Origin of the sequence: Caldibacillus sp. 210928-DFI.2.18 (assembly GCF_020554505.1) — a bacterium.
GTDB classification, from domain to species: Bacteria; Bacillota; Bacilli; order Bacillales; family Caldibacillaceae; genus Caldifermentibacillus; species Caldifermentibacillus hisashii.
Window position 1 is genome coordinate 33,404 of record NZ_JAJCHL010000019.1, and the last position, 11,553, is coordinate 44,956.

The window sequence follows — 11,553 nt, forward strand, 5'->3', positions numbered from 1 at the left end:
ATTAACTATAAAGAAATGTGAATGGGGAAAAAATAATGGACGGATTTTGGAGAATAACAGAAATGATCATATAAGAAAAGCGCAGAGCGCCCGCTTAGCGACGTACAAACTGGAGCGCCCCGCAATGAGATAAAGGAAACACGGCGAGGGACGAGCCGATGTTGACTTATCGTAGTGGAGGGGAGTGAAGTTTGCTAGTCGCTGGCGCTCGTAGCTAGACAATAAAACTAATCCCAAGTTAATTGCTTGTATTTTTATACTTTCTTATACTATAAAGTAAACTCGGGCGTCCGAGCTTTTAGGCGAGAGCAGAAGAGCAGAGCCGTAGTTGAACTTATGAGTTAGGAAAGTAGAAATTAAAAAAGTTATACTTTCCTAATTAGCAAAAAAACCACTCCCAACAATTAATAGGAGTGGTTTTGCTGTTATAACAATCTCTTTTCAAAAAGGAAGGGGCAATTAGATTACATCATGCCGCCCATGTCTGGCATTGGAGCGCCGCCGCCTTTGTTTTCTTCCGGAATGTCAGCAACGACGGCTTCAGTTGTTAAGAACATAGCTGCAACAGAAGCTGCGTTTTGAAGGGCTGAACGAGTAACTTTTGTCGGGTCAACAATACCGGCCTCGGTCATGTTTACCCATTCGTTTGTAGCAGCGTTGAAACCTACGCCAGATTTTTCAGTTTTCAAGCGTTCCACAATAACCGAACCTTCTAAACCGGCGTTTTCAGCAATTTGACGTACCGGTTCTTCTAAGGCACGAAGAACAATTTTCACACCGGTTGCCACATCGCCTTCTGCTTCAATGGCTGCCACTTTGTTATATACGTTCACAAGTGCTGTACCACCACCGGATACAATACCTTCCTCAACGGCAGCACGAGTAGCGTTTAGGGCGTCTTCAATGCGAAGTTTCCGTTCTTTTAATTCTGTTTCTGTAGCAGCACCAACTTTGATGACTGCAACCCCGCCGGCAAGTTTAGCCAAACGTTCTTGTAATTTTTCTTTATCGAATTCAGAAGTCGTTTCTTCTAATTGTGCTTTAATTTGATTTACACGAGCACTAATTTTGCTGGATTCGCCGGCACCTTCAACGATTGTTGTGTTATCTTTTGTTATAACAACTTTACCGGCACGACCTAATTGAGCAACGGAAGCAGATTTTAATTCAAGACCTAGGTCTTCTGTGATAACCTCACCACCGGTTAAAATTGCAATGTCTTCAAGCATAGCTTTACGACGGTCACCAAATCCAGGTGCTTTTACTGCTGCAACATTGAATGTACCGCGAAGTTTGTTTACAACAAGAGTTGCAAGAGCTTCCCCTTCAACATCTTCAGCAATAATCAATAATGGCTTCGATTGTTGCAATACTTGTTCCAATAATGGAAGGATTTCTTGAATATTAGAGATTTTCTTATCTGTGATTAAAATATATGGATTTTCTAAAACAGCTTCCATTTTATCTTGGTCTGTTACCATATATGCAGAAACATAACCACGGTCAAATTGCATACCTTCGACAACATCTAGTTCAGTATTGAAACCTTTTGATTCTTCAATGGTAATAACACCGTCTTTACCAACGCGTTCCATTGCTTCTGCGATTAATTGACCTACTTCTTCATCACCTGCAGAAATGGTTCCGACTTGCGCGATTGCTTCTTTGCTTTCTACAGGTTTAGAAATTCCTTTTAATTCTTCAACGGCTACTGCTACTGCTTTTTCAATCCCTTTACGGATGCCCATTGGATTTGCACCGGCAGTAACGTTTTTCAATCCTTCACGAATGATTGCTTGGGCAAGAACCGTTGCAGTTGTCGTACCGTCCCCGGCAACATCATTTGTTTTGCTGGCAACTTCTGCAACAAGTTTCGCACCCATATTTTCAAATGGATCTTCCAATTCGATTTCTTTTGCGATTGTGACACCATCATTTGTAATTAGTGGTGAACCAAATTTTTTCTCTAATACCACATTACGTCCTTTTGGTCCTAATGTAACTTTGACAGCATCTGCTAATTTATCTACACCGCGCAACATACTACGTCGAGCTTCTTCACTGAATACGATTTGTTTTGCCATTCTCGTCAAATCCTCCTATCATATTTTTATTATCAATTGTAAAATGTTATTATTCTACAACAGCTAATATGTCACTTTCACGTAAAACTAAGTATTCTTTTCCGTCATATTTGACTTCAGTACCAGCATATTTTGAGAAGATGATCCGATCGCCGACATTTACTTCAAGTGCAACCCGTTCACCGCTATCAAGAACACGGCCGGTTCCTACAGCTACAACTTTACCTTCTTGTGGTTTTTCTTTTGCAGTATCCGGCAGAACGATGCCGCTAGCTGTTTTTTCTTCAGTTTCTACAAGTTCAATAACTACGCGATCTCCAAGTGGCTTTAACACATTAAACAACCTCCTCATATATTTTCAATGTTGTTAGCACTCATTGTCCTTGAGTGCTAATTCCAATTATTATAATAATGAATTGATTTGTTTTTTGCAAGTGTCAACTATAAAATTTTAACATTTTTTTACCGAAATTATCTTGTCCTACTCAATAGGGAAATAGCTTCCTTTGCAATTTTTTGATAAAATAGCCAGTGAGGTGAATTTTTTGAAACGAGAATATAAACTGATTATCCTTACTTATGTAGCGATGCAGTTATTTTTAAACATCGGGGCATCGATTCTATTCGGCATTTTCCAAAGTTTTGGTTTTGCCGGAAATAAATATTGGCTACTTTCCGTTTCTATTTGGACGGTATTTAGTTTTTTTGTAACCTTATTGATCACCCTTTATTATTTAAAAGATGAAATTACAGTGCGAAACCGGAACCTCCGCTCAATACCGTTTGTACTTGGCTGGTCTGTTTATGGTGTACTACTTGCCCTGATTGCACAAAGAATTGCTATCATGATTGAGACGCTATTAGGTGTGGATGTTGGTTCGGAAAACACAGAAAATATCCTGAATTTAATCAATGTTGCACCGATTATGATTTTCGTTACTTCGATAATTGGTCCGATTTTGGAAGAAATCATCTTTCGTAAAATTATTTTTGGATCTTTATACAAAAAAACAAATTTCTTTCTTGCAGCCTTAATCAGTTCCATTCTTTTTTCTGCCGCTCACATGGAATTTGAACATTTATTACTCTATTGTGCCATTGGATTCACATTCAGTTATTTATATGTAAAAACCGACCGAATTATCATTCCAATTTTGGCACATACATTAATGAATACTTATGTAGTAATGAGTCAATTTTTCTTGCAAATGCAGCAAATATGAACCATTCAATCAAAATTAGTATGTCACAACCAAAATACCTTATACAAATTTTTCCATAAAAGAGAAAGGACTATTTCAAAAAGGCAATACGATATAAAAATTAACAATCGCAAATAAAAATGATCATTTTCATTATGCATATGCCCTTTCTAACATAGTCCTTATCTAAATAAAACTCGGGCGTCCCGAGCTTTATTCGACCCGAAACGCGGTACTCACCGATAACAAGGGAATTACTCCGGTTTCCATTATACCTTTTAAGCAAGCTCCTTATGCCATAACCTATCCGCCACTTCAAGTTGCTTCGTTACCGGAATTTTATATTTTTTAAATGGATAAAATAAACAATGGAAAATTCTTATCTTTTAAACAGCAAGCCCTTCTTCTTCCTTCATTTTTTTCCGATACACCAGCTTCGAAATCCAAATACTAACTTCATAAAGCAATATTAATGGTAAAGTGACCATCATATGCGAGAGAATATCCGGCGGTGTAATCAGTGCCGCGATGACTAGCAAGATAAAGTACGCATATTTTCGCACCCTAGACAAAAAGTCAGGTGTAATTATTCCAAGCCTTGTTAAAAATAATATAATCACCGGCAATTGGAATAACAAACCAAAAGGCAACGTAATTTGTAACAAAAAATGGAAATATTCATTGATCCCAATGACTTGATTGATTTCCATTCGGTCCCCTAACTGTTTCATAAAGCGAACAATAAACGGAAATAATACAAAATATGAAAACGAAATACCTGATAAAAACAAAAATACCGAAACAGGTATATAGGCTAAGGTTATTTTTTTTTCCTTTTCATATAAACCCGGTGAAATAAAAGCCCATAACTGATACAAAACAAAAGGTGAAGTTATTACACAAGCAATGATAAAAGCGATTTGCATATAAATCTTTAGCGGGTCAGTTAAGCGGAAGGCGTTCAGTTCCAAACTGGCCGCTTCATCAGTTTGTTGCAAATATATGATCAACGGCTCTGCCAAAAAAAACGAACCGATCATTGCCAAAAGAAAGAAGACAACGATAAAAACCAACCGTCTCCTTAATTCAACGAAATGCTCAATTACAGTCAATTCGTTTTTCTCCATCTCTTCTCTCCCTACTTGCCTTCTTGATCTTTTCTCTTCCCATTATTTTCATCAGCAAGACCCTTTGTGGCATTTTTAAATTCCCTTAGTGTATCTCCTGCCGCACGACCGAGTTGCGGTAACTTTTTCGGACCAAAAATTAATAATGCCATGATTAATATGAGAATTAAACTACCCGGACCGATTGTCATGTTTCTCCCTCTCCCCCAGCAACCTCATTCAAATTCATTCATTGTCACCCAAAAAAGATTTTACAAAAACTTTTTTCCTATCATATCGTATGAATCATAATTATTGCAATACAAAATATGGTGTTGTTTTGAAGATAAATTTTTAGTGTTACCTACCATTTCCCTACTTTAAAAAATTAATCTCCAACCACTACTTCCTCATTTGAGTAATGTTTAATTAAATAAACAAAAGATTGTAATTCAACAGCTAAATCAATATGGTGAACACGAATATTTGACGGAACAGTTAATCGAGCTGGCGTGAAATTTAAAATTCCTTTTATTCCTGTTTTTGCTAAACGATCAGTAACCAATTGGGCAACAGGAGCCGGGACGGTCAGAATAACAACCTGAATCTCTTCAGTTGACAATATTTGTTCCAGTGAATCCATTGGGTAAACAGTAATATCACCAAATTTTTGATCGACCTTTTCTTGGTTTGCATCAAAGGCACAGACAATTTTAGTATTATTGTTTTTAGTGAAATTATATTTTAGTAGAGCTGTACCTAAATTACCTACACCGATTAAGGCTACCTTTGTTATTTCATCCTGGTTCAATATTTTTCTGAAAAAGGATAACAAATACTGAACATTATATCCATACCCTTTTTTACCTAACGCGCCGAAATAAGAAAAATCCCTTCTAATCGTTGCCGAATCGACCTTAACCGCTTCACTTAACTCAGCAGAAGAAACTCTTTGTTTTCCTGACTGGTACAAATTTTGAATAAAACGATAATATAATGGCAATCTCTTAGCGGTGGCTTTAGGAATTTTTAGCTGATCTGTTTCCATGTCAAAATCCTCCAATGCTGAAAAATTATTATTTTTCTATTATAATATCTTTCATTGCCCTATAGAAGTAATTCTTTTATAAGGCATACAAAGCACACTGTGAACGCTTACATTACAAATAAACATGTACACTTCCTCAATTCTTATTTTTGTTAACATATTCACCTACTATGATACACTATTTTTTTTCATCTGTCTTGTAGGTAGTTTCATTTAATCTCCATTTGCCATTTTTCCTCCCCTTCATGTACTATTTTTATATAGACTTGTTGACATGACATTTACAGGATCTCCTTTAAATGTCGGAAATGATGGATCGAAAAGCGACTGGATATGTTATGGTAGAGGAAGGAATCGATTATTTTGTAATCAAAAACAGCATGTTCCCATTCGCTTCACTCTGAAAATAATTAGTCAGTCATTCATTCTTTTAAAAGGCAAACAGAGTCAAAGCTGTTATATTTCCAGGTAAAGGACCATTTTTATTGTGAAATGTTGAGGTGCAAATCATGATTTTACTACAAGTAAATCAACTAAATAAATATTACGGGGCAGATCTTGTCCTTTCGAATATTAAATTAGAAATTCATACAAGAGACCGAATTGCCCTTGTTGGTAGAAACGGATCAGGCAAATCAACCTTGCTGAAAATAATTGCCGGTGAACTTGCTTATGACTCCGGAGAAATTATTAAGCCAAAAGAAGTAACAATTGGCTTTTTAGATCAACATACCGGTCTCGTTTCAGACAGAACTATCTGGGATGAAATGCTGACTGTCTTTGAAGATTTACGTAGCATGGAAAAAAGGTTACGTAATCTTGAGCAGGAAATGGCAAAGGAAGAAACTTATACAGATGAAGGCAAATACAAGCAAATTTTGTCCGAATATGATTATTTACAGCATGAATTTAAAGAACTGGGCGGATATCAATATGAAGCAGATATTCGTTCCGTATTACACGGGCTTAATTTTTCCACTTTCAATTATCAAGAGACAAAAATATCCAATTTAAGCGGCGGACAAAAAACTCGCCTGGCTTTAGGAAAATTGCTCTTATCAAAGCCGGACATTTTAATTTTGGACGAGCCGACGAACCACCTAGATATCGATACATTGACATGGTTAGAACAATATTTGCAATCTTATGATGGAGCCATTCTTATTGTTTCCCATGATCGCTATTTTCTTGATAAGCTTGTAAACCAAGTTTATGAATGCGCTCAGACTACTTTAACAAAATATGTCGGTAACTACAGTCAATACTTAGTCCAAAAAGCAGAGAATTATGAACGTGACTTGAAAATGTATGAAAAACAACAAGATGAGATAGCAAGAATGAAAGAATTTATTGCCAAGAATCTGACCCGTGCATCAACAACAAAACGGGCACAAAGCAGGCGTAAAGCACTGGAACGAATGCAAATGATTGATAAACCGCACAGAGACGATAAATCTGCTAATTTTTCCTTTCAAATTGAGCGGCAAAGTGGCAATGAAGTTCTTAATGTGGTTGATTTGGCCATTGGTTATGGAGCCAATCAAATATCAAAAAATATCCACTTTCGAATTCAAAGAGGAGATAGCATTGCGTTGCTTGGCCCAAATGGTGTCGGCAAATCTACTCTACTGAAGACAATTGTCGGCCAACTCCAGGCTCTTTCCGGAAACATCCATTTTGGAGCGAATGTAACCATTGCTTACTATGATCAAGAACAAGCAAACTTAACATCAAATAAGCGAGTATTAAATGAACTTTGGGATGAATATCCGACAAAAACGGAAAAAGAAATCCGAACCATTCTTGGCAATTTTTTGTTCTCCGGTGATGATGTTTTAAAAACAGTCTCAACTTTGAGCGGTGGTGAAAAAGCAAGGTTGTCATTGGCTAAACTAATGATGTTAAATGCAAATTTTTTAATTTTAGATGAACCAACAAATCATCTCGATTTAGACAGTAAAGAAATTTTGGAAAATGCTCTTGTTGATTTTCCCGGTACGATCTTGTTTGTTTCTCATGACCGTTATTTTATTAACCGAATTGCAACAAAAGTTTTTGAACTCTCTACTGACGGTGTGACCGAGTATTTGGGTGACTATGATTATTATATAGAGAAAAAGGAAGAAATGATGGAGATTCAAAAATTATCAGAAGAGAGCGAGCACAACCAAACGCAAGAACCGGCTTCCGATTTGGATGCAAAAACCCGTTATGAACAAGAAAAAGAACTAAAGAAAGTGGAACGACAAAAGAAACGTCGGATTGAAGAAATTGAAACATTAATTGAATCACTGGAGATGGAAATTGCCGAGAAGGAACAGCAATTCCTTCATCCGGAAATCTATAGCGACCATACAAAAGTGGCTGAACTAAATAAGGAAATTGAAAAAGCCAAAGCAAAAATTGAAACCTTATTGGAGGAATGGAGTGAACTGGAATAATAGATGGATTTTGCGGAGACCTGTCAAAAAAGTACCGGAAGTAAGTGAAACCTCTTGACCAATCATTCGATTGCATGAATTATTCACTTTTTCCACAAAGTTATTCACAAGACAATTATATATTTATTAACATCTCAAATGCTTTTCCACAATATCCACAAAAAATATCCAAGTTATCCACAATTGTGTTGTGAATAATTGAGATGTCTATCAGTGGGGACTCGCTTTCCCCACTGATAAACTAATTGTGCCACGTCCTTGTAGCAACACTTGTGTGACCAATCCGTATCGATCCAAACAAATCGTGTTTACTCAGACTTATCTTCAGTAATTTTTATCCACAATATTATCCACAATCGAATCAAGCAAGATATGCAGGAATTTTTGAAATAAGTGACATTTATCGAAACATACACATATTACCGGCAAATATTGATATTTCACCGATATTTCGTTAATCTTATGGAAGATATATATAAAGTTGGTGAGAAAACAATGAAGGATTACCAAATTACTGTACATAATCAGGAAGAAACTTTTTCAATGGCACAAACGTTCAGTAAATTTTTACGGGAAGGAGATACGATTGCGCTGGAAGGCGATCTTGGTGCCGGAAAAACAACTTTTACAAAAGGGTTGGCAAAAGGACTTGGTATCAATAAAAATATTAGTAGTCCCACATTTACAATTATAAAAGAATACAAAGGGATTTTCCCCCTCTATCATATGGATGTTTATCGACTAAAGGATTCAATGGAAGATCTCGGTTTTGATGAATATTTTCATGGTGATGGTATCACTGTCATTGAATGGGCTCATATTATCCAAGATCAGTTGCCCGAACAGTTTTTAACTATTGAAATTAAATTTGTTGACCTGACAACCAGACAATTTCTTTTTAAACCGGTTGGTATTCGATATGAACAACTATGTGAGGAGTTTTTCCATGAATATTTTAGCAATTGATACCTCGACAAATGTACTTGGTGTTGGAATCGCAAGTAATGAAAAAATTATCGGTGAATATATAACAAATATAAAAAGAAATCATTCAACAAGGGTATTACCGGCCATTGACTTTTTACTAAAAGATTGCGGCATGGACATAAAAGAGATAAATAAAATCATTGTTGCTAACGGTCCGGGCTCATACACCGGCTTGCGGATTGGCCTAACGATCGGAAAAACGTTAGCGTGGACATTAAACATACCCATTGTTGGTGTTTCCAGCCTTAAATTAATGGCGGCCAGCGCTCGATATTTTGATGGCTACATTTCTCCTGTCATGGATGCAAGACGGGGAAATATTTTTACTGGATTATATGAATATAAGGAAGGCAAATTAATGCAAGCAGTTAACGATCAACATATTCCTACAGAAGAATGGTGCAAATTACTTAAAACATTTGATAAACCGGTTCTGTTTTTAGGAAATGATGTGGTTATTCATGAACAGGTAATCGTAAATCAACTGGCTAAACAAGTTCAATTTGCACCGATTACTGTCAATATCCCTAAACCCGGTGAGTTGGCTTTACTTGCAAAAGATTTAAAAGAAAAAAATGTGCATTCATTTGCACCGAATTATTTACGCTTGGCAGAAGCTGAAGCCAAATGGAGAGAGAAAACGAATTAAATTTGAGGGGACAACTTTATGAATTGGACACCTGTTTTTCGCAGACTGACTATTAACGATGTTGATGAAATTCTGCATGTAGAATATGCTTCTTTCACTTCTCCTTGGAATCGGGATGCATTTGTTCGAGAGTTAACAATGAATCCTTATGCAATCTATATCGGTGGTGAGCTTGATAAAAAAATCGTTGCTTACGGTGGCATGTGGATCGTTATTGACGAAGCACATATTACCAATATTGCAGTATTACCCGAGTACCGGGGATTGAAAATTGGTGAACAATTAATGATGAAAATGATGGAAACAATGATTGTTAAGGGTGTAAAAAAGGCAACATTGGAAGTAAGAGTGTCCAATATTGTTGCCCAAAACATGTATCGAAAATTCGGTTTTAAAAATGGTGGTATTCGAAAATCATACTACACTGATAATTATGAAGATGCTTTAGTAATGTGGGTGAATTTAAAATGAATGATTTATATATATTAGGAATTGAAACAAGTTGTGATGAAACAGCGGCCGCCGTGGTCAAAAACGGGACCCAAATCCTTTCTAATGTTGTTGCTTCACAAATCGAAGTTCATAAACGTTATGGCGGCGTTGTTCCTGAAATAGCTTCCCGCCAACATGTAGAGCAAATAACCATTGTTATTGAGGAAGCAATGAGACAAGCAGAACTGAATTTTAGCGATCTAACGGGGGTTGCGGTAACCCAAGGACCTGGTCTTGTCGGCGCTCTTTTAATTGGAGTAGAAGCGGCAAAAACCCTTGCTTTTGCTCATTCTTTACCATTAATTCCCGTCCATCATATTGCGGGGCACATATATGCAAATCGGTTAGTTAAAGAAATGACATTCCCTTTGCTTGCTCTTGTCGTTTCCGGTGGTCACACAGAACTGGTCTATATGAAAGAACATGGTCATTTTAAAGTAATTGGTGAGACAAGGGATGATGCTGCCGGGGAAGCTTATGACAAAGTAGCCAGAGTACTAAGTATGCCATATCCCGGGGGGCCTCATATTGACCGATTAGCACATGAAGGAGAAGCAAATATCGACTTTCCTCGTGCGTGGCTAGAAGAGGGATCGTATGACTTTAGTTTTAGTGGATTAAAATCTGCTGTCATCAATACCGTACACAATGCTGAACAACGCGGGGAAACCATTGAGCCTGCTGATTTAGCAGCCAGCTTTCAGGCTAGTGTCGTTGAAGTCCTTGTAGAAAAAACCGTCCGTGCAGTGCAGGAATATCAGGTTAACCAAGTCATTCTCGCCGGCGGAGTAGCTGCAAATAAGGGGTTAAGAAGTCACTTAACCGAGCGGATTGCTGAGTTGGGAAATGTAGATTTAGTTATACCCCCAATGAACTTATGTACTGACAATGCCGCCATGATTGCAGCCTGTGGAAGTGTCTTTTTTGAAAAAGGCATTCTTGCAGATCTAAGTTTAAACGCAAACCCGGGACTGGATTTAGAAAGTTTTAATCGATGATGGTGTTTTGGAATGAATTTTCCGTGGCTTTTTAACAAAACTTATTAATCAGTTTTTACCGATAATATTGTCTTCGAACGAATTTTCTGTGGTTTTCAAAAAACTGGTTAATTAGGTTTGAATCGGCGATGCTGTTATTAAAACCAATATTCCGCACGTGAACAGAATCGGCAAAGTTAAAAGCATTGCCAATACTTTTTCACCTATTCGACGACTCTCCATAAGGGCGAGTCGTTTTTAAAATGGGAGAATAATTATTTTGGCAGTTAAAAAAATCAAAAATGTATTATGCAATGGATTTCTAACTTTTGCTATTTTGGTATAGATGTATTCGTCAATAAAGGAAACATTTTGGGAAAGCTGCTTAATCTAACAAAAAAGGACTTCGAATTTTGAAGTCCTAAAATTATCTTTATTGTTAACAAAGAATTTCTATAACTAAATTATAAAAAAACTGTGAAACACTTCACAGTTTATCTTCAAAACTAAATTATGGCGGTCCGGACGGGACTCGAACCCGCGACCTCCTGCGTGACAGGCAGGCAT

Annotated in this window: 11 protein-coding genes; 6 read left to right on the forward strand and 5 right to left on the reverse strand. The window is 36.9% G+C overall.

Going from position 1 to position 11,553, the window contains the following annotated elements; all coding sequences use genetic code 11:
* Positions 1–464 precede the first annotated feature (464 nt).
* A complete protein-coding gene (gene groL / locus LIZ98_RS06240; RefSeq protein ID WP_041903666.1) occupies positions 465–2,084 on the reverse strand; it encodes a chaperonin GroEL in 1,620 nt (539 codons plus the stop codon).
* Between the two features lie 49 nt (positions 2,085–2,133).
* The gene (gene groES, locus LIZ98_RS06245; RefSeq protein WP_034767857.1) at positions 2,134–2,418 is read right to left on the reverse strand and encodes a co-chaperone GroES; all 285 of its coding nucleotides are present in this window, start codon (positions 2,416–2,418) and stop codon (positions 2,134–2,136) included.
* Between the two features lie 211 nt (positions 2,419–2,629).
* Here groES and LIZ98_RS06250 point away from each other — a divergent pair, with 211 nt between their 5' ends.
* A complete protein-coding gene (locus LIZ98_RS06250; protein WP_227202993.1) occupies positions 2,630–3,307 on the forward strand; it encodes a CPBP family intramembrane glutamic endopeptidase in 678 nt (225 codons plus the stop codon).
* Positions 3,308–3,672: 365 nt separating this feature from the next.
* Here the strand turns inward: LIZ98_RS06250 and tatC are convergent, their stop codons facing one another.
* The 3 genes from tatC to LIZ98_RS06265 form a co-directional block, all read right to left on the reverse strand.
* Entirely contained in the window at positions 3,673–4,413 is a 741-nt protein-coding gene (gene tatC / locus LIZ98_RS06255) for a twin-arginine translocase subunit TatC (protein WP_227139240.1), read from the reverse strand.
* A gap of 11 nt (positions 4,414–4,424) precedes the next feature.
* Positions 4,425–4,604: a twin-arginine translocase TatA/TatE family subunit gene (gene tatA, locus LIZ98_RS06260; RefSeq protein ID WP_216405863.1), complete on the reverse strand. Its 180-nt coding sequence runs from the start codon at positions 4,602–4,604 to the stop codon at positions 4,425–4,427.
* 176 nt (positions 4,605–4,780) lie between these two features.
* Entirely contained in the window at positions 4,781–5,440 is a 660-nt protein-coding gene (locus LIZ98_RS06265) for a redox-sensing transcriptional repressor Rex (RefSeq protein WP_041847029.1), read from the reverse strand.
* Between the two features lie 509 nt (positions 5,441–5,949).
* On the opposite strand from LIZ98_RS06265, the gene LIZ98_RS06270 reads away from it, so the two are divergent.
* The 5 genes from LIZ98_RS06270 to tsaD all read left to right on the forward strand — a co-directional run bounded on the left by LIZ98_RS06270 (position 5,950) and on the right by tsaD (position 11,007).
* Complete coding sequence (locus tag LIZ98_RS06270) at positions 5,950–7,881, forward strand: ABC-F family ATP-binding cassette domain-containing protein (RefSeq protein ID WP_227139241.1); 1,932 nt, start codon at positions 5,950–5,952, stop codon at positions 7,879–7,881.
* A 495-nt stretch (positions 7,882–8,376) separates the two neighbouring features.
* Positions 8,377–8,847 (forward strand): tRNA (adenosine(37)-N6)-threonylcarbamoyltransferase complex ATPase subunit type 1 TsaE, encoded by a 471-nt coding sequence (tsaE, locus tag LIZ98_RS06275; RefSeq protein WP_034767847.1) that lies wholly within the window; start codon positions 8,377–8,379, stop codon positions 8,845–8,847.
* Positions 8,828–9,517 carry a tRNA (adenosine(37)-N6)-threonylcarbamoyltransferase complex dimerization subunit type 1 TsaB gene (tsaB, locus tag LIZ98_RS06280; protein ID WP_227139242.1) on the forward strand — a complete coding sequence of 230 codons (690 nt, stop codon included), beginning with the start codon at positions 8,828–8,830 and terminating at the stop codon, positions 9,515–9,517. Before tsaE ends, tsaB begins: the two co-directional genes overlap by 20 nt.
* Before the next feature lie 18 nt (positions 9,518–9,535).
* The gene (gene rimI, locus LIZ98_RS06285; protein WP_034767843.1) at positions 9,536–9,988 is read left to right on the forward strand and encodes a ribosomal protein S18-alanine N-acetyltransferase; all 453 of its coding nucleotides are present in this window, start codon (positions 9,536–9,538) and stop codon (positions 9,986–9,988) included.
* On the forward strand, positions 9,985–11,007 hold the full coding sequence (gene tsaD / locus LIZ98_RS06290) for a tRNA (adenosine(37)-N6)-threonylcarbamoyltransferase complex transferase subunit TsaD (protein ID WP_227139243.1): 1,023 nt from the start codon (positions 9,985–9,987) through the stop codon (positions 11,005–11,007). Before rimI ends, tsaD begins: the two co-directional genes overlap by 4 nt.
* Positions 11,008–11,553 lie beyond the last annotated feature (546 nt).

Coding starts and splice junctions, on each gene's coding strand:
- groL (WP_041903666.1), bottom strand. CDS start 2,084: ATGGCAAAACAAATCGTATTCAGTGAAGAAGCTCGACGTAGTATGTTG.
- tatC (WP_227139240.1), bottom strand. CDS start 4,413: ATGGAGAAAAACGAATTGACTGTAATTGAGCATTTCGTTGAATTAAGG.
- tatA (WP_216405863.1), bottom strand. CDS start 4,604: ATGACAATCGGTCCGGGTAGTTTAATTCTCATATTAATCATGGCATTA.
- LIZ98_RS06265 (WP_041847029.1), bottom strand. CDS start 5,440: ATGGAAACAGATCAGCTAAAAATTCCTAAAGCCACCGCTAAGAGATTG.
- LIZ98_RS06270 (WP_227139241.1), top strand. CDS start 5,950: ATGATTTTACTACAAGTAAATCAACTAAATAAATATTACGGGGCAGAT.
- tsaE (WP_034767847.1), top strand. CDS start 8,377: ATGAAGGATTACCAAATTACTGTACATAATCAGGAAGAAACTTTTTCA.
- tsaB (WP_227139242.1), top strand. CDS start 8,828: ATGAATATTTTAGCAATTGATACCTCGACAAATGTACTTGGTGTTGGA.
- rimI (WP_034767843.1), top strand. CDS start 9,536: ATGAATTGGACACCTGTTTTTCGCAGACTGACTATTAACGATGTTGAT.
- tsaD (WP_227139243.1), top strand. CDS start 9,985: ATGAATGATTTATATATATTAGGAATTGAAACAAGTTGTGATGAAACA.